The organism is Streptomyces sp. 3211.6 (assembly GCF_003634815.1).
Taxonomy (GTDB): Bacteria; Actinomycetota; Actinomycetes; order Streptomycetales; family Streptomycetaceae; genus Streptomyces; species Streptomyces katrae_A.
The window spans coordinates 7008183-7027407 of record NZ_RBXC01000001.1 but is presented as its reverse complement, the minus strand read 5'-3'; the positions used below and the strand labels follow the sequence as shown (position 1 = coordinate 7027407).

At 69.2% G+C, this 19225-nt stretch carries 12 protein-coding genes; 4 read left to right on the top strand and 8 right to left on the bottom strand.

Going from position 1 to position 19225, the window contains the following annotated elements; genetic code table 11:
• Positions 1-102: 102 nt before the first annotated feature.
• Entirely contained in the window at positions 103-1857 is a 1755-nt protein-coding gene (locus tag BX286_RS32220) for an ABC transporter substrate-binding protein (RefSeq protein ID WP_187344240.1), read from the top strand.
• Positions 1858-1925: 68 nt separating this feature from the next.
• Here the strand turns inward: BX286_RS32220 and BX286_RS32215 are convergent, their stop codons facing one another.
• Positions 1926-3113, bottom strand: a complete 1188-nt coding sequence (locus BX286_RS32215; RefSeq protein WP_121017202.1) for a M6 family metalloprotease domain-containing protein — start codon at positions 3111-3113, stop codon at positions 1926-1928.
• A gap of 99 nt (positions 3114-3212) precedes the next feature.
• Between BX286_RS32215 and BX286_RS32210 the strand changes: the two genes are divergently transcribed.
• Positions 3213-4220, top strand: a complete 1008-nt coding sequence (locus BX286_RS32210; protein WP_121017793.1) for a LysR family transcriptional regulator — start codon at positions 3213-3215, stop codon at positions 4218-4220.
• Between the two features lie 63 nt (positions 4221-4283).
• Here the strand turns inward: BX286_RS32210 and BX286_RS32205 are convergent, their stop codons facing one another.
• From BX286_RS32205 to BX286_RS32175, 7 genes are all read right to left on the bottom strand, one after another.
• Positions 4284-6176 (bottom strand): non-ribosomal peptide synthetase, encoded by a 1893-nt coding sequence (locus BX286_RS32205; RefSeq protein WP_079423843.1) that lies wholly within the window; start codon positions 6174-6176, stop codon positions 4284-4286.
• Entirely contained in the window at positions 6173-7441 is a 1269-nt protein-coding gene (locus BX286_RS32200) for an MFS transporter (RefSeq protein WP_187344239.1), read from the bottom strand. Before BX286_RS32200 ends, BX286_RS32205 begins: the two co-directional genes overlap by 4 nt.
• A gap of 54 nt (positions 7442-7495) precedes the next feature.
• Entirely contained in the window at positions 7496-10546 is a 3051-nt protein-coding gene (locus BX286_RS32195) for a glycoside hydrolase domain-containing protein (protein ID WP_121017200.1), read from the bottom strand.
• Between the two features lie 65 nt (positions 10547-10611).
• Complete coding sequence (locus tag BX286_RS32190) at positions 10612-11829, bottom strand: acetyl-CoA carboxylase biotin carboxylase subunit family protein (protein ID WP_100864670.1); 1218 nt, start codon at positions 11827-11829, stop codon at positions 10612-10614.
• Positions 11830-11858: 29 nt separating this feature from the next.
• A complete protein-coding gene (locus BX286_RS32185) occupies positions 11859-13400 on the bottom strand; it encodes an NAD(P)-binding domain-containing protein (RefSeq protein WP_185117343.1) in 1542 nt (513 codons plus the stop codon).
• A gap of 13 nt (positions 13401-13413) precedes the next feature.
• Positions 13414-14367 (bottom strand): prolyl aminopeptidase, encoded by a 954-nt coding sequence (pip, locus tag BX286_RS32180; RefSeq protein WP_079431530.1) that lies wholly within the window; start codon positions 14365-14367, stop codon positions 13414-13416.
• A gap of 211 nt (positions 14368-14578) precedes the next feature.
• Positions 14579-15751: a cytochrome P450 gene (locus tag BX286_RS32175; protein WP_261993571.1), complete on the bottom strand. Its 1173-nt coding sequence runs from the start codon at positions 15749-15751 to the stop codon at positions 14579-14581.
• Positions 15752-16074: 323 nt separating this feature from the next.
• Here BX286_RS32175 and BX286_RS32170 point away from each other — a divergent pair, with 323 nt between their 5' ends.
• Positions 16075-17661, top strand: coding sequence for a hypothetical protein (locus tag BX286_RS32170; RefSeq protein WP_121017198.1), 1587 nt, complete (start codon positions 16075-16077; stop codon positions 17659-17661).
• Positions 17662-17756: 95 nt separating this feature from the next.
• Complete coding sequence (locus BX286_RS32165; RefSeq protein ID WP_100864672.1) at positions 17757-19190, top strand: FAD-binding oxidoreductase; 1434 nt, start codon at positions 17757-17759, stop codon at positions 19188-19190.
• Positions 19191-19225 lie beyond the last annotated feature (35 nt).

Genomic DNA, 19225 nt, shown 5'->3' with positions numbered 1-19225 from the left:
GCGACAATTGTGAGTGCCATTTCACATAACTATGTTATCGGTCACATTCCAACCTCCCTCCTCAGCCTCGGGCTGTCCGACTGTTCACGGAAGTGACCACTGATGAACAAGCGCACTCTCCACGCCGTCGCCACCGCCTTGGCGGCGACCCTCGCACTCGGCACGGCCGGCTGTTCCACCGGCAGCCACTCCGGCGGCAGTCGGCAGGACAAGGACGTGAAGAACTCCGCCCTCGCCAACGCGGGGGCTACCGTCGGCGGCACTCCGCAGAAGGGCGGCACGCTGACCGTCCTGTCCGACCAGGACTTCACCCACCTCGACCCGGCCCGCAACTGGGTCATCGGCGACATGGACTTCGGCACCCGGCTGCTCTACCGCACCCTGGTGGCGTACAAGCCGGAACCGGGCACGAAGGGCGGAGAGCTGGTCCCCGACCTCGCCGAGGACCTCGGTGTCTCCTCCAACGGCGCCAAGACCTGGACCTTCAGGCTGAAGAAGGGCCTCACCTACGAGGACGGCACCCCGATCACCGCCCAGGACGTCAAGTACAACGTGGAGCGGTCCTTCTCCCCCGACCTGCCCGGCGGCCCGGACTACGCCGCCCGCTACCTGGCCGGCGCCGAGGGCTACCGGGGCCCCGCCCAGGGGCAGCACCTCGACTCCGTCAAGACCCCGGACGACCACACGATCGTCTTCGAACTCCGCAAGCCCTTCGCGGAATTCCCCAACGCCACCGTCCTGCCCACCTTCGCCCCGGTGCCCCCGGCCCAGGACAAGGGCCCCCAGTACGACAGCCGCCCGTTCTCCTCGGGCCCGTACAAGATCGAGTCGTACGACCGGGACAAGCGGCTGGTGCTGGTCCGCAACCCGCACTGGGACCCGGCGACGGACACCGTGCGCAAGGCGTACCCGGACAGGCTGGTCGTGGTGATGGGGCTGAGGGCCAACCAGATCGACGACCGGCTCATCGCCTCGGAGGGCGTGGACGCCTCTGCCGTCTCCTGGGGCAAGCTGCGCCCGGAGAGCACCCCCAAGGTGCTCACCAAGGCCGACGTCAGGGCGCGGCTGCTGGCCGAGTCGAGCAACTGCACCGAGATGGTGCAGATGCACACCGGCCGCGCCCCCTTCGACAACGTCCTGGTCCGGCGGGCCGTGCAGTACGCCCTGGACCGCGAAGCGGTGCTGACCGCCTCGGGCGGCCCGGCCCTGAACGACCTGGCCACCGCGCTCATGCCGGGCACGCTCTTCGGCGGCAAGCAGCCCGACACGCTGGGGATCCCGGCCACGGGTGACGTGAACAAGGCGAAGCAGCTGCTGAAGGAGGCGGGCAAGCCCGACGGGTTCACGACCTCCATCACCGTCTCCAACGGGGACAAGGGCGTTGCCGAGGCGGTCCAGCAGTCCCTGGGCAGGGCGGGGATCAAGGTCACGATCGAGGCCGTCGACCCCTCGGCCTTCTACGACACCATCGGCGACACCAGGAACCGCACCGACCTCGTCTACACCGGCTGGTGCCCCGACTACCCCTCCGGCTCCACCTTCCTGCCCTTCCTCTTCGACGGCCGCTACATCAAGGAGAAGGGGAACTCCGGCAACCATTCGCTCTTCCGCGACGAGGCGACGATGAAGCGGATGGACGAGATCGCCGGCATGACCGACACCGCGCAGGCCAATGCGGCGTGGCGGCAGCTGGACGGGGAGATCCTCGCCAAGGCCCCGACGGCGCCCGCCGTCATCGAGCGCATGCCGCTGCTGATCGGCACCAACGTCGCGGGTGCCTTCGGCCACACGTCCTTCGGCGGCCAGCTCGACTACGCCACGATCGGGCTCAAGAACCCGGCGAGGAGCGGCAGCTGACCCCGCCCCGCGCAGTGCCCCCGGCTCCTTGGTGCGGAGCCGGGGGCACTGCCGCGTCCGCGCCGCTCCTACGCCTTCGTGATGCGTACGGTCTCGCCGTAGCCGTCAGCGGAGAGGACGTCGATCCGCACCCCGGCCGCCGCGTCGGTGAACGACTCGCCGGCCCAGAACGGGGCGTCGTCCAGCGGGCGGCAGCCGCCGGCGGGTGCGGCGGCCGGCTTGGCGTCCACCACCCTGACCGGCCCCTGGCCGGTCCGCACGGAAGCGTCGATCCGGTAGATCAGGGCGCCGGTCGAGCAGGAGCCCGCGTCCGCCTGGATCCCGCGCCGCGACTCGACGACGTACGCGGTCGTGGGGCCGGTGCGGATCACCGCCAGCTTGGTGCCGCTGCCGTACTCGACCGCCGTGAGGTACACCGTGTCGCTGCCCTTCGAGGCCCGGCACACGACCTGGCCGTCGCCGGTCCAGCCGAGCTTCCAGGAGTGCCAGGCGAGGAACTGCGGCCCCCGGCCGCCGATCAGGCCCATCACGTCCCAGCCGCCGACGAAGCGGTGCGCGTCGCTGCCCGTCTCGAAGGCGTACAGGTCGGGCAGCCCGAAGGTGTGGGCGGTCTCGTGGGCGACCAGCTTGGCACCCCAGTGCCACATGTCCTGGCCGGAGGTCACCGCCCACGAGATGCGGCGGCCGTCGGCCACCACCCCCGCCGTGCCCGGCTGGTACACGTACGTGGGTGTGAAGGAGATCGCCGCCGCGTTGCGCGTCGGCACGACGTACACCATGTCGTAGCCGGAGAAGTCCACGTATGGATCGGCGGCCGCCACCGCGTCCTTGACGTACGCCTCGTGCGTCTCGTGGTCCAGGCCGCGCGCGAAACCGTAGTCGGTGGAGGCGCGGGGCATGCGGACCCACCGCTGGTACTGGTCGATCGCGAGCCAGGCCTTGCCGTACGAGGCGTACCACAGCCAGTCCGCCCCGGGCGTGATCTGCGCCGAGTCCTCGCTCGGGGCCTCGGTGGCCCGCGCGTCCGGGAAGTCCACGAAGACCATGGCGACCTTGAGCGTCCCGGCGGGACGCCGGAACACCGAGTAGTCCGTGTCGTGTCCCTCGTCCGTCCAGCCGGTGGTGCCGCGCAGAGCGCAGGCCGACGGGCTGTCAGCGGCGCCGGCGGGCGGCGCCACCAGCAGGAGGAGGAGCAGTACGGCGGCCAGGGCAGCCGGCAGCCCGCGCGAGGCGGCCAGGCGGTGGATGGGTCTCATGGATGCGTAACCTCCCATTGCCATGTGTGACATTTCACATAAGATTGACGGGAGTCGGCTCCTGTCCGAAAGCTGTCGTCGCTCCATAACATGCGCGGCATGGAACTGGAGGTACGGCACCTGCGTGTGGTGTGCGCGATCGCCGAGGCCGGCAGCCTCACGCGGGCCGCCGCCGCGCTGTCCATGACCCAGCCGGGCCTCAGCACGCAGTTGCGCCGCATCGAGTCGATGCTCGGCGGTGTCCTCTTCGACCGGCGGCGGGCCGGAGCCACGCCCACGGCCTTCGGCGAGCTGGTGCTGGCCCGGGCCCACGCCGTCCTGCCGGGCATCGACGCGCTCCTCGCCGACACCGCCCGCGCGGCCCGCCACCTGGCGGCCCCGGACCGGGTGCGCATCGGATCGGTCGGCGCGCCCCTCATCGGCCACCTCGTCCTGGCCATAGGAACGTTGCTGCCCGACGCCGAGGTGACGTCCCGATGCCACTACTCCCCCGTCACGCTCCTGGACGAACTCGCCGCCGGACGCCTGGAGGCGGCGGTCCTCGGCGACCACCCGGAGCAGGTCCTGCCCCCGCGCGACGGGGTGATCCTCACCCCCCTGGTCACCGAACCCGTCTTCGCCCTGCTGCCCGCGACCCACCCATTGGCCGGCCAGGAGGCCGTGTCCCTGACCGAACTGGCCGACCACGACTGGGCGATGCCCCGGCCCGACGGCGACCGCACCAGCGAGTACTGGTCCTCCGTGTGCGCGCTGGCCGGCCGCCGCCCCTCCGCCCCGCACGAGGCCGAGGGACGCCAGCTGATCGAACTGGTCCGCGCGGGCCTGGCCGTCAGCCTCTGCCAGGCCACCTTCGCGCAAACCCCCGGCCTCACCGTCCGCCCCCTCGCGGGCAACCCGCTCTGGTACCGCCACGTCCTGGCCTGGCACCATGATGGCCCGCTGGCCCCCCACGGCGACGCCGTCCTGCGCACGGTGGCGGCCGGCTACCTGGACACCTGTGCCGCCAGCCCGGTCTACGCGGACTGGCGCCGCCGCCACCCGGACCTGGCCCGGCTCCCGCACGCCGGCCCCCGCGGCCCCGATACGGCACCGGATGCTGCTGGGTGACGCAGTGGATGCCGCCGCCGGCCCACGGTCTGGGGAGCGGTAGAGCGGGAGAGTCCTGGAACCTCAACCGTGGCCGGTGCCCGTCCGCGCCCGGTCGAGCTGGGCGGCCAGCTCCCGCACCGTCTGCTGTCGGAAGATGTCAGCGGCGGAGACGGAGAGGCCGAGCTGCCCGGCGAGCAGGTCCTGAACCTCGACCGCATGCAGGGACGTTCCGCCGATCTCGAAGAAGTTGTCCTCGGCGCCTACCGAGTCCAGGCGCAAGACGTCCTGCCAGACCTCGATGACGAGCTGTTCGGTGGGTGATCCCGGGCGGGCGGGCCCGGCGTCCTGAAGCCTCTCGAAGACGGCGGGCGGAGTGAGCCGGCGCCGGTCCGTCTTCCCACTCGGGGTCAGCGGCATCGCGTCGAGGACGACGTAGGCATCCGGCATCATGTACGGAGGAAGCAGTCCGGCGAGGTGCCGGTGCAGCCGCCGAGTCGCCCCGTCCCGGCGCGCCTTCTTCCGCAGCACCAGGTACGCCACCAACCGGGGGTGACCGTCCAGCTCGTGCGCGAGGACCGCCGCCTCATGGACGTCCGGACGAGCGCTCAGCAGCGCCTCGATCTCGCCGGGCTCGACACGCATGCCCTGGATCTTGATCTGATCGTCCATCCTGCCCAGGCATTCGATGGTGCCGTCCGCCGTGGCACGGCCGAGGTCGCCCGTACGGTAGAGCAGGCCGTCCCCGTAGGGGTCCGGGACGAAGCGCTCGGCGGTCAGCTCGGGGCTCCCGAGATAGCCCCGAGCCACTCCCGCGCCCGCCACGCACACCTCGCCCTCGGCGCCGACCGGTACTTGCCGGAGCTCCGCGTCCAGCAGGTAGACCCGGACGTTGTCGATCGGCCTGCCGATGGGGACGCTCGCGGGCCAGCTGCCGGGGTCGCCGCTGAGGGTGTGAGTGGCAGCGTCCTGAAACTCGGTCGCGCCGTAGTGGTTGTGCAGCCGCGCGCCGCTGCGGCCGAACAGCTCGGCCATCGCCGGCGTGACCCGGAGCCGTTCCCCCGTCGTGACCACGTCGGCGAGCACCAGCGGGGCCGTGCCCCCGGCGGCGGCCTCCGCCAGCTGCTTGAGTACGGTCACCGGGGCGAACAGCCGCTCGATGTGCTGCTCGGAGAGGAACCCGGCCAGCGCGACGGGGTTGCGCCGGACCTCGTCGTCGGCGACTACGAGGGTGCCGCCGAAGCAGAGCGTGGAGAAGATCTCGTGGAAAGAGAAGTCGAAGCTCGCGGTGCAGACCTGGGCGGTCCGGGAGCGGCAGGTGCCGGGGCGGGTGCGGTCGTGCCACAGCAGCATGTTGACCAGCGACCGGTGGGTCAGGGCGACGCTCTTCGGGCGGCCGGTCGACCCTGATGTGTGGAGCACGTATGCCGCGGCGTCCTGACCGACCGCCCGGCCACCTCCGCCCCCGCCGCCCCCCTCCTCCCCGGCCGCGGCACGCCACGGCTCGTCCAGAACGAGTACCCGGGCCGTGCCGACGGGGAGGTCGCGGGATCCGTCGACGACGTACGCGCCGATGCCGCCGGCTTGGTCCACGACATGGCGCAGCCGCTCGTCCGGATCCGCGCTGTCCATCGGCAGGTAGCAGGCACCCGCCTTGAGGACGCCCAGCATCGCGGCGAAGAGCTCGGGGGAACGGCGTAGGCACAGGCCGACCGCATCGCCGCTCGCGACCCCGGCGTCCAACAGCCCGTCCCGGACGCGGTCGGCCTGCCGGTCGAGCTCGCCGTAGGTCACTGTGCGCGTACCGTGGACCACGGCGACCGTCTCGGGACCTGTGCCGTCCCCCGTGCCCGTTGCGCGGACCGCGCGCTCGAAGAGCTCGTGGACGGTGAGCGCAGGTATCTCGAAGACGTCTCCGGTCCACCCGCTCAGGCGGCCCCCGGGGCCGGCCGACTGGTTGCTGACTGCGCTGGTCATGGCGTCGTTCCTCCAGAGGGTGTGGCGGTGGGGCAGTGGTCGGCGGCCGCTCCGGCGGGTTCGGGCTGGGCGTGGGGCAGTCGACGTACGGCAGCGGAGGCCAGGGGGAGCACGGCCGTGAGGGCGTAGACGATGCCGGCGATCACGGTCACCCGGAAGCCGCCGAAGGCATGGGCCAGCGGGCCGACGCAGAGCTGCCCGACCGGGATGGCGATGTAGGAGAGCAGGTCGTCGTAGGAGGTGACGCGGGAGAGGACGCCGGCGGGTACGTGCTCCTGGAGCGAGGTGTCCCAGCTGATTCCGGAGATGGATCCGCCGAGTCCGGCCACGAACGCGGCCCCGACCAGCCATCCGGCGTCTGCCCTCGCGCCCAGCACGAGGAACGGCAGGGCGCCGAGCGCGCCCATGAGCAGCCCCAGCCTGAGAAAGTGGCGGGCCGTCAGCCGGTGCAGGAGCGTGCTCATCACCAGCATCCCGGCGCCCTGCGCGCTGAGCACGACGCCCCATAGCGCCTCGCCGCCGAGCTGCTTGGTGAGAGAGGGCCCGAGGACCTGCCAGGTGCCGGTCTGCACCAGGTTGATCAGGCAGAAGGAGAGAGTCACCCGCCACACCCAGCGAATGCGGCGGAACTCCGTCCATCCGGCCCGGATGTCGGTGAGCAGCGGGGCTGAGCGCTCGGCGGGCGCGCTCGGCGGGAGGGCCAGGCGGACCAGGCAGCCCGCGGCCAAGAGGTAGCTCAGCGCGTCGAAGGCGATGGCGGGGCCGCTGCCGACCGCGACGACGAGGACGCCCGACAGGCTCGGCCCGAGGAGCTTGGTCGCGTTCCGAGCTGATCCCAGGAGGGCGTTGGCCGGGCGGAGTTGGTCCTTGTCGACGAGTTGCGGGACGATGCCGCGCAGGGCCGGCGTCATGAACGCGGTGAGGACGCCGTCGAGTACGGAGAGCGCGGCGACAGCCGGCATCGAGAAGTGGCCGCTCAGCACGAGTCCGGCAACGGTGCCCTGGGTCAGCGTCAGCCCCAGGTTCGCGCAGACCAGGACCGTCTTCCGGGAGAACCGGTCGGCCGTCGCCCCGCCGACCAAGAGGAACGCGAGCAGCGGCACCATGCGGGCCGCCAGCACGACCCCGAGGTCGGTGATGCTCCCCGTCGAGTCGAGGACGCCGAAGGCGAGGGCGACCGGAGCCATCGAGCTGCCGAGGAGTGAGATCAGACGTCCCGAGAAGAACCACCGGAACTCCGTCTGCCCCAAGAGAGGTGAGCGCACCTGCGGGAACCTCCGGAAATGTCGCGGTGGAAACGCTCTCATACACCCCGCGACCTACGAGGACTGCGGCGGGACTTCCTCGGAAGGAGTTCCGCGGAGAACGAGCACACGGCCTTGGTTGTAGGGTATAGGGATCTTTTCGGCCCCGCTGACCACCATCGCCTGCTGAAATCCTTCGATTTCCGGGGACTCGATCACCACGTCATCGAAACCGAGGGCAGCTTTGTCGATCTCCAGTGAAACGTCCACGTCCCCCGGAGCCCAGCTTGCCAGAGCCACGACGGCGTACCCGGCGCCGATCCAGGAGGTGGCCAAGACCTCGTCGTGGTCCGTCACCACCGGCGCGGAGCCGGACCACCAGCCGATCATGCGGGTTTCGGGCAGGCGGACCGAGTCCCAGAACCTCCACAGCGGACGAAGATCGACTCTGGGTGCCCGGGCGGTGGCACCGAAGAGGAGGCCTTTCCACGGGTTTCCCCCGTTCTCCAGCATCTCCCCCAGGAGGCCGAACGGGACACCGGAGAGCTCGACGAGCCAGCGAACGGGATCGATCTCGTCATAGTCGACGTACTCGGAGAACCAGAGCCGGTCCACATACGGAAAGTGCTCCATGTAAAGATTCGCCGAGGAGGCGAAACCGTCGGCCTCCCGGTACTGACTGGCGGAGTGCAGGTCGATGAGCGGATCGCTGCAGTGCCGCTGGAGGACCTTTCGGACGCGTTTCATCGTGGTGCGGTCGAATCCCGCCTCGTCGAGGTAGATGCCGTCGATCCCGCACTCCCTGGCGAGCCAGTCGAGTGCGCACACATATACGTTGAGCCACCGCGACTCGCCGCTGGTCACAATGGGAATGTCGTCGACGTTGGACGAGGCGTACCCCGGGATGAAGCCCCCGGCCAGATGCTCTTGGAGCCACATGTGGCCGACGTTGGGTCCGCTCGGGCCGAGTGCCGGACCTCGCGCATAGACTTCCCCGTCCAGCGCCCTCAGCGCCTGGCACTCCGGGGCGGCGGACGGCAGCTCCCGCACGGTGTAGTAGACCTTCGCCCGAAGCCCCGCCAGATGGGCGCGACGGACGTACGCGGCCAGGGAATCGGCGCTGAGCATCGGGTCGTTGATGTAGGGCATCACCTCTGTGGCATGGTGGATGTTGACCACCGTCGCGCCGTACTCCCGAATCTCGTCCGGGGACCCGGGATGGTTGATCGGGACCGGGCGCGTTCCGGCCCCGGAGACCTCTTCCGCCCGGTTCGGCGCGTGGTAGTACCGCTCCGTCGTCTGCCGCCGGGTCGAAATCGTCTTGAAGGGCGTCACCAGTACCCTGAAGTCGAAGCGGCGCGCCTCGCCGGCCTCCAGGCGGAGCGGGCCGGAGTACGCCTCGACCGCCACGGCGCGGTCGGTTTTCCGCACTTGCACCCCGCCGAGCCCTCCGTTCCCCCAGGACCGGGGCTCCACCAGCGGCGAGCCCCGGTACCAGTTGCTGTTCAGCGGGCGCCGGTAGGAGTCGTCCTTCCAGGAGATCTGGAGCCCGGCGCTGACGTCGCCCACCCACACCGAGTCCTGGTTCTTCCGCGCCACGTCCCAGGTCCAGTCCAACTCCTCGGGGCAGGGCCCGCCCGGCCGGCCGAGGCCCATGAGGTACTGGGCGACAGTGCGCCGGAGGGGTACGACAAGACGGACGTCCGGGAACGTCACCGGACCTCCCTCCGCCGTCAGCTCGCAGCGGTACTCCAGACATCCGTCGGCCTCGAAGGCCGCCGAGACGCGCACCGTGCAGCCCTCCCCCGAGAGGGTCTGGCGCCAGGTGGCAGTGGCGTCCCCCGGCTGCTGGATCTCCACTGCGTGGCAAGGCTCCAGCTCCCTGCCCACGTCGAGCCGCACCGGACCGTCCAGGATGGCGCGCTCGGCCCCGCCGAACGTGGTCACCTCGTCGGAGAAGGTGGAGGCGATCCGCTCGGGAAACCCGTCGGCGCCCAGCACCACCGACCGCCCGAGGATCTCCATCCGGCGGCGCCCGCCGTCGACCGCCACCGGCCGGAAGGGGGCCACCAGGCTGTGGTCCTGCGCTTTTCGTGAGTCCAGCCAGCCGAGTCGGGCCATCGACCGGAGGTCTCGCACCCCTCCGTCGGCGACCGGTTCGCCCTCGGTCACACCGAGGGTGACGCACGCGTGCTCGGGCCCGATTCGGATGCTCCCCGTGTGACCGCCGAAGGGGGCGTCCGGGGGTACCTCCGTGACGAACCAGAGCGTCCGGACCTCCCCGCCCAGGAGCCGGACCGGACGATTCGTGAACTCCGATCCGTCGGCCCGGACCCCCTCGGTGAGCAGCGACCGGGTTGGCCAGGGCATCGCCCCGGTGTCGACCCGTACCTCGGCGTCGGAGAACGCATAGACGCCGACCTGGAAGGCGAAGAACTCCCCCCGTCGCACGACGGCGTCCAGCGGCACATACGCGCCCCGCCGGATCCAGAGCGCCGGAATGCTCCGGGTCATCTCCACCGGGCGCGAGCGCGACTCCGGAAAGAGGAGGAGGTTCTTCCCCGGATGGCGCCGGCGCAGCACCTGGAGCTCGTCCGGTGAGGCGGGGAAGCCCATCGGGGCGAAGCTCTCGCGCTCCCCGGCGGCGTGGTAGGCCACTGCTTCGGCCTGCACCATGGAGGCCACCGCCCGGGGGTCGTCCGCCCCGACGGCGAACCGCCACTGCGGGCTCTCCAGCGGACGCCACGGCAGGTAGTAGCCCTTCGGGTAGTTCCGGGCGCCAAGGAGGGCGTAGGGCAGGTAGTAGACGTAGTAGTCGCCGAGGCCGTCGATCGGCTCGAAGACGATCTCGCCGCTGGTGGGGTCGGAACACAGGCGCACGACGTTGCGCACCCGCTCCCCGGACCGCGCGGAGACCACGATCAAGTCGACTTTGTGCGGGTTCTCGTCCTGGCGCCGCCAGGGCAACACAACGCGTACGGCCCGCGCGTACCGGGCGACGCGCACGACGATCCGGTGGTTTCCGAACAGCCGCGAGTCCCAGAGGCCGACGGCGCAGTCGAGTTCGGGGTGCGGGCGCTCCCGCTCGTCGGTGCGGACATCGCCCGGTGGCGAAACAGCTCTCACGGCATTCCTTTCCGGCGGGCCGGGACGGACCACACATCGGGCAGGGTGGCGGGGGCGCCGGCCGCTCATCCGCTCAGTTCGGCGTGCAGTTCACGAGTGCGCCGGCACGCGTCCTCGATTCGGAGTTCCAAGGACTCCAGATCCGGCGCCTCGACGAGGACCATCGCGACGCATACGGTGCTGGACACCGGCTCTCCCATGGTTTCGCCGACTCCGATCTTCATCCGCACGTGGCGCACACCCTCAAGTGCCTCGATGTCCGATTGCCTGATGCCGTTCCTGGCACCGGGCTGCACCGGAAGACAGGCGAAGCCGACCACCGAGTCCGGTGCGGGCGTCCCGGGGGTCACCTCCTCGCCGGCCAGCAACCGTGCGTGCGCCCCCCACAGGTTCACCCCGATGGTGTGCAGGGCGGTCAGGCTCGCCAACGCGCCCGAAGGCCGCCACGCCAGCTCCCCGGCGACGAAGTTCCCCGGGCCGCCGAACACCTCCAGGTGGAAGACGCCCCAGGTCCCCATCAGGGCGTCGACCGCGGACTGGGCGAACGCCCTCGCCTCGGCGTAGAGCCCTGGGTTCCGGCCGACCGGGTAGGCGATTGAGCAGTTGGTGCGCCCCGACTTGGTCTCGATCAGCGGCGCCAGGTACCGGGAGACCATGAAGCTCTCGATCCGTCCCCCGACGAGCGTCCCGTCGAAGTGCCACTCGTCCCCCGGCTGGCGCTCCTCGATGACCGCATGGCGCAGCTCCGGGGTGTCCCGGAGCACTTCGAAGACCTCGGGGGGGTTCGCGCAGGAGGTCACCAGCCGAGTCCCTCCGAGGGCCGGTGGTTTGACGACGAAGGGCCCCCGGAGATCACCCATGCTCGCGCGGAGTTCGTCGAGCGACCGCGGAGTGTTCGTGACCGTGCGGAACCGCGCGGTCGGTACCCCCCGCGCGGACCAGAGGGTTTTCTGAAACGCCTTGTCCCGGCCGGCCATCGCGGTGCGCGGATCGATGCGCTCGGCGAGGCCGAGGAGGCGGTTGAGGACCGACGCCGAGACCACCGCCATCTCGTGCAGCGGGATCACGGCGTCGACCTCGTCCGCCACGCCCAGGTGGAGCAGCGCCGACCAGGCCAGCTCTGGGCAGTCGTAGGAGGGTACGAAGCCCCGGAGCGCGATGCGGTCGGCGGATCGCTCGACCAGGCCCAGGTTCCGCTCCGTGTACAGCACCGTCAGCGTGTGGCCCAGATCCGCGAGTTCGTCGATCGCTTCGGTCTGTGCGCCGAGGAGAACCAGGTGCACGTGTCTTCCCTCCCTCATCGCCCCCGGGCTCAGCCGGACACCGCATGGGCGAAGAACTCGGCCAGCGGTTCGACGTGCACGTCGGGCCGGTCCCACCGGTTCTCCAGATCGTCCGGCAGGTGCACGGTCCCGACGACCTCTCCGCGGCGGTAGTGCCGGACCACCGGGTGCAGGAAGGTATCGATGTGCTCCCTTCCGAGCACCGAGGACGAGAGCCGGGGGACGAACGGGTCCACCGTGTCGTGGTCCGGACCGAACTCCAGGGTGATGGAGAACGCGTCGTCCCGTTCCTCGTCGACCATGCCGTCTGCGAGGTACGGCGCCGGAACCTCCTCGTAGTACCTGGCGGGTCCGTCCGGCGGGAGGACCAGCACGTCGGCCAGGACACCGAACTGCTGGAAGAGCCCGGAGGACCGGTTGATCCGCCCGATGACCGCCGCCGTCAGCTCCTGCGCCGACCTGCCCACCCGGCGCCGCGGCCACGGCCTGTCGTGGTGGCGGTGCGCCAGCACCCGGCCCAGGGCGCGGGCCCCGTAGCGGAAGCCGTGGATGAACCCGCTGGTGGACTTCTTGAAATCGATCTGCTGCGTGAGCGTGCCGGCGAAGTACAGGCCGCTGACGTTGCTCGACTCGTAGGTGCCGGTGAGTTCGGGAAATCGCCCGTCGATGGCGAGCCGCGGTCGGCAATCCTCCGCGAATATGGCGGAGTCGAACCTGAAACCGGTACAGACGATCACTCGGTCGTAGGTGTGTTCCACTGTTGCGCGGGTGAATTTGAACGTGGCCCGATATCCGGCCGCATCCTTGTTGAGTTCCACCAGCTCCGCATCGATGACCGCATTCTGCGATTTCAGCTGGTAGGTATCGAGGAAGTTGTTGTTGACCGCACGGACGTGGCCCACGAAATGAGTTTTCCATGCCAGCTTCACCGGGTTGGGCCCCGCGATGTGTATGACCGCGGCCGTCTCGATCAGGTTGTCGGCCGTCTCCAGCGCCGAGTTCCCCTTGCCGAGAACGAGGACGCGCTGGTTGATGAAGTCGTTCGGGTCCACGGAGACGGTCGCGTACTGCTCGGCGAGCTCGATGCCCGGAATATCGGGGATATTCGGCAGACTCACCCCGGTGGAGATGACCACGCGGCGCGCTCGGCGCGTGTCACCGAAATCGTCGACCGCAGCAAAAACCCCCGCGGATCGGGAGATCGACACGACCCTCCGATTGTAGGTTATATTCAGTTCGCGCGCGGAGGCGAAGTCCGCAAGATAGCGGACCATGTCGTCGGCGGCCGGAAAATACCGTTCGCTATACCGGGTGAACCTGAGGTCGGGATCGTCCGACAGCAGCGAGTTCCAGTCCATACGCAGATTGAATTCCGGGTCGTCATTGCCGGTGTAGCGCTTGTTGCTCGATATCAACTGCCGATGTCGGGGATAGGTGGTGAAGAAGGATCCGGGAATACCCCCCTGCTCGACGATCTCGTAGGTCAGCCCCTCTTCCCGGAGGCATGCGGCGACCTGGAGGCCGCCGGGTCCGGCACCGACAATCAGGCAGTCGAGAATTTCCGGTGTCACATCGCTCTCCCGGTCAAGGCAGCTGCGCGAACCGGGCCGCGGCGGCCAGCATCGCGTCACTGCTCGGTTTCCCCGTGGTGTGGCCCCCCGGGAGTGTCACCAATTCACCGTCCGGCCAGGCTTCGGCCAGCAGCCACGCCATGTCGTACGGATTCGCCCGATCCTCCCGGCCGTGAATGATCACGCCGGGTATGCCCGTGAGACGGTGGGCGTCCCGGAGTACCTGATCCTCCGTCAACCAGGCGTCGTTGCTGAAGTAGTGCGCCTCGATCCGTGCGAAGGCAAGGCAGTAGTCGGGATCGGCCAGGCGCGGCGACGGCCGCCAGCCCGGATCAAGGCTCGATACGGTCTCCTCCCAGGCGCACCACTGTCGCGCAGCCTCCCGCTGCACCGCCTCGTCGCCACTCTCGTTCAGGAGACGGTGGTATGCCGCCACCAGGTCCTCCCCTGCGCCCTCCCCCGCCCCGGAACGGAACTCCCGCCACTCCGCGGGGAAGTAGCGACCCACGTCGTGGTAGAGCCACCGCAGGTCTGCCGGGCGGTTCAGCATCAGGTAGACCAGCAGCAGCGCCCGCACCCGTTCCGGATACTTCTGCGCGTATACCAGCGCCAGGGTCGTCCCCCACGAACCGCCCCACAGCACCCACCGGTCGACGTCGAGGTGGTCCCGCAGCCTTTCGACATCGTCGATCAGATCGTGCGTGGTGTTGTGGGTGAGCGGGACGGCCGGATCGGCGGCGGACGGGGTGCTCCGGCCGCAGTTCCGCTGGTCCATCTGGACAATCAGGTAGCGCTCCGGATCCCAGATGCTGCGCAGTCCCGGGCTGCTGCCCGAGCCGGGGCCGCCATGGAGGACGAGCGCCGGCACCCCGTCCGGATTCCCGCTCGTTTCCCAGTAGATCCGGTGCCCGTGACCAACATCGAGAAATCCCCAGTCGTACGGTTCGATCTTTGGAAAGGGACCCATCCGCATACTCCCCGAAAGTACCTTCCGCCTGTGGCGCCCACTCCTCCTGCGGGGCCCTCAGCGTGCTCCGGGACCCGTTGCCAGGTCCCGGAGCACACTGAGCGCCGTTGCTGATCAGTGGTCGTAGCTCATGGCCCCTCCCCCCTCTCCGATCTCGGCGCTCCGATTTCACGGGCGGACGCCCGTGGCTCCATGAGGTTGCTGCGGCGGGTCAGCCCGGCTGCCGGAAGGTGAGGGGAAGGAGGTCGAGACTGCGCACGGTCGCGGTGGTGCGCCGCTTCGGCGTTCCCGCCAACCAGAGATCCGGGGCCTCGGCGAGGCAGTAGATGATCTCTCGGACGGCGATGCGTCCGAACACTGCGCCGAGGCACCCGTGCAGGCCCCAGCCGAAGGCGAGGTGGCGGTTGGGCGCGCGGTCCAGCACCAGTTCCTCGGGGCGTTCGAACTCCCGTGGATCGCGGTTGGCCGAGGCCACGAGGGCGAGGACGACGTCACCGCGTTCGATCGGCTGGCCTGCGATCGTGGTCGGACGGACGGCGACCCTGCTGGTGCCCTGAGCGGGGCCCTCGAAGCGGATCAATTCGTCGACCGCGGTCTCCAGCAATTTCTCATTCCCGCGGCGGCGAATCGCCTCCAGTGCTTCGGGGTGCTGCACGAGCGCCAGGGCGACATTGCTGATGGTGGCGAACAGCGTGCCGTAGCTGGCGTTGAACATGACGCCCGTGGTGTTGCGGATGTAGTGCTCCGGAACCCCGGCCTTGCCGCCCGTACGCCTGATCACGGAGAGCACCCCGGGTCGGTCCGCGGCCGCGTACCACTGTTCGACCAGCTTGTTGAGCTGGTTCTTGGCTTCGTCGCCCGAGGCGGCGCGGCCTGGGTCGAGGCCGACGTCCATCCGTCTCGCGATGCTGTCCGACAGCGGTACGTACAGGTCCTGCGCCGGCTTTTCGACGCCGAACAGCTCCGAGGTGACCGAGAGCGCGACGGGGGCCGCGACCTCGTGGATCCAGTCGAACCGCTCGCGTCCGGCCAGGGCGAGGAAGAGGCGCTCGATGCTTCTGCGGGCCCGCTGCCCCATCGCGTCCAGGTCCTGGCTCCGCAGGGCGTCCGAGAGCACGGTCTTGAGCGGAGTCAGCGCGGGCGGATCGAGGGTCTGTATGTTCTGTAGGAATTCGGGAACCTCGACCCCGACCCTGCGGCGGTCCCGAGCAAAGGTTTCGTTGTCCCGCAAAACCTCACGGCATTCTCGGTAACGCGTCAATGCCCACGAATTCGACTGCTCGTGCCAGAAAATTGGTGTCTGCTCGCGGAGGTCTGCATAGAGCGGATACGGATTGGCCAACGTGTCGGGGTGCAGCGGATTGTAAACGCTCGTACCAGGCATGAGCTATCAAACCCCTCACGCGCGCCCGTTCCCATGCGGTGAACGGGCGCGCAACAGCTTGACCTGTAGGAATGGGGAAATCCGGTTACCGGCGTGCGCTCTAATGATCAGCATGCAGAGCCTCCGGTTCGGTGTCAAGAGGCACTCACTGCGAAGAATTTTACAGACGGACAGGAATTGACAATTCCCGCACAATCTCGTTTTGCCCGAGATGGGAGGGTTTACACCGCCCCTCAGCAATCGCTTCCTCAAGCCTACCTGGAATGTATTGTGCCAGTCGGCACCGTCTGGCTACCCTGCCGCACGGCCCTTTAGGAGGTTCAATGGATCCGTCGGTCCGTTGGCTGTGGGACGCCTGCGATGTGGTCGGCACATTCGCGCTGTACCGACTGGCAATTTCCCCGGCCATGAAATGGGGCGCATACGCTCTCGGGTCCGGGAGGTTTCCCGCCACGGGTTCGAACGGCCTGTATCCGGATGCCGCCGTTCCGGGGCGCGGCGCCGTCCACACCGCTCTGGTGTTTCTCCCGTTGACTGCGATCGCGCTGGTCCTGGGCCGGACCCCGGATGCCCCGGCCTCCTGGGTTTCGACCGCAGCCCTGGCGGCTGTCCTGTGGAAGTGCCTGACTTTCGACTACGACGTTTCCCGCGGCCTCTCCTGGCAACGCGTCGATCGCCTGGTGATTGCAGCGACCGGCGGTGCGGCGCTCGTCTGGCCGCAATGCGGCATGCTTGCCCTGATCCTGCTGTGCGGACGGCTCGGTGCCTGGACGCATCATTCCAAGGCGGCGATCCGCATCCTCAAGATGACGTTCGCCTGGTCGGTGACGGCCGGGGTCCATGAGCACCTGGCGCCGAGGAGCGCACCGGAGACCGGCTCCGTCCTGCTCGTGCTGGTCGTAGCGGTCTTCCTGTCGCACTACGTGGTCGCCTGCGTGAGCAAGCTGCGGCTGGGGCCGCGGCCGTGGGACTGGGTGACGAAGAACCGGACCGACCACCTGGTCGCCTCGGCCTACTCCTGGGGCTGGGCCCGCTTCCTGACGGAGCGGCAGGTCCGCCGGATCCTCCGGCCGCTCGCCACGGTCGCCGTCTGGATGAATGCCGGCACCATCGTGGCCGAAGGTCTGGGATTCACGGCTTTTCTCTCCCGCGGGCTGACCGTCGCGGCAATCTCCATCGCGGTGGTATTCAGCCTCGTGGTCTTCATCACCTCCGGGATTTTCTTCTGGGAAAACATTGCAGTCGGCATTGCGCTCATCATGGCTCTCAGCGCGGCGCCCGCCCCGGTATTCGGCGTCGAATCCTGGCTGATCACCATGGCGGTCCTCCTCGCCGTGCTGTCCGGCCTGGCGTGGCGGCCGAGCAAGCTCGGCTGGTGGGATACGCCGTTCGTGGCGAGAGTCTATTGGACCGGCCGAACATCGACCGGCGAGGTCTTCAGGATTCACAACGGCTTCATGAGTCCTTTCGACCGAGAGTTCTCCCGAATGCGCGGATATGCGCTCACGGACGAGGAGTTCGTCACGTTTCCGCTGGGCGGCGTGGAGGACGCACATGTCAGAGACCGCCTCAACGCGCTACGGCTTGAGGGAGAGGACCTGGCCGAAATCAAGCGCGAGTACGGCCGGGTCTACCGCGACGACGAGGACCGCGCCCTGCACGTTTCCTACCTTCGAGAACTCTTTGCCCGCCTGAACGAGGGGGTCCCGAAGAGCCCGCTCCCGCGCTCCCTACGGTGGCTCAAAGCACCCGGGGGCCATCTGTACTACTGGGGCGATCTGCCCGCCTACCGGCTGGATCGCGGCCCGCTGGAGGCAGTGCAGATCCGCTACCAGGAGGTCTACTACCAAAGCGGGCGACAGACCTGGGTCCGCCTGCGTGACGAACTGATCCTCGACGTGCCCGTGTGATTCCCCGCCGCGAAGCCGCCCGCCGCGAAGCCGTCCGCGGCGATGACCCGACAATCGTCCCACGCGTCCGCGCAAGGTGATCTGGAGGATATTCCATGGACAGTCCCAGGCCGGATGTCATTGTGGTCGGCAATGGTGCCGTCGGCTCGTCCGTCGCCTTCGAACTGGTGCGAAGAGGGCACTCAGTGACCCGGATCGGAGCCGAGGGCCGCCCGTTCGCGGCCTCGTCAGCCGCCGGCGCGATGCTGGGGTGCTTCGGAGAGGTCACCTCGTCGATGCTGGCCACCCCGAGCGGCCGGGCCAAGCTGGCGACGGACTACCGGGCCCGCGCGGAATGGCCGGACTGGGACCGCGAACTGGCCGCCGCGTCCGGATCCGAGGAGACCCTGTTCACCGCGGACGGCACCGTGGTGGTACTCAACACCGCCGGAACGGCTGCGGTCGACTCGGCCAACTTCCGGGCCATCGAGACCGCCCTTCGCGAGTACCGGGAACCCCACGAGCTGATCGACCCGGAGGAGTTGGACTGGTTCTCCCCCGACGAGCTGGCCCGTGCGCTGCGCGGAATCCACCTTCCGGGGGAACACGCGGTCGACGCCCACCGGCTGCTGGCCAAGCTCGACCAGGCGTTCAGCGCGCTGGGCGGCGAGACGGTCGACGCCGAGGCGGACGCGGTCGAGGTGCGGCGCGGCCGGGTCCTCGGGGTACGCCTCACCGACGGTCGGCTGTTGCCGTGCGGGCAGGTAGTGGTGGCCGCGGGCGCCCGCTCACTGGAACTCCTGGGCCAGGTCGAGGACCTCCGCCGGCAGATTCCCCCGATGGTGAGCGGATACGGGGTCTCGGCGCTGGTCGAGACCCCGGACAGAAGTCTTCCGCGCAGTGTCCTGCGCAGCCCCAATCGGGCGTTCGCCTGCGGCATCCACTGCGTTCCGCGGAGCGAGGGGACCCTCTACGTGGGTGGCACCAATGTCCTGTCCGAACATCCCCGGAAGTACGCCACCGTGCGGGACCTCCAATTCCTCCTGGAGTGCGCGGTGGACCAGCTCTACTCGGGGCTGCCGCGCGGAGCCGTCCGCGCCGTGCAGGTCGGCAACCGCCCGGTCCCGGTCGATGGATTCCCGCTCGTCGGCTCGGCAGGCATGGACGGCCTCTGGCTGGCAACCGGAACCTACCGCGACGGGCTGCACCAATCGCCGCTGTTGGCCAAGCATATGGCGACGTCGATCGAGGACGGCCGGCCACTCGTAGCGGAGCTGGCCGCCTTCACCCCGGTGCGCGCCCCGCTGCCCTCCGGCACCCGCCAGGAAATCCTCGACTCGGTGGTTGACCAGATGATGGCTTCGGGCTACGAGACCCGGTGGCGGGTGACGCCGGAGTGGCCGGAGCGCATGGAAGAGCAGCTGCGCCGCAGCTACGCCGACACGATCGACGCGCTGCACCCCTGCTTCACCCCGCCCGCCGAGTTCATCCCCAAGCTCAACGACACCCTGCGGAACACGCTGAGTGCCTACTACAAGGCATGGAGCTAAGGCCTGTCCGGCACCGACGTGATCACCGAGGGGAG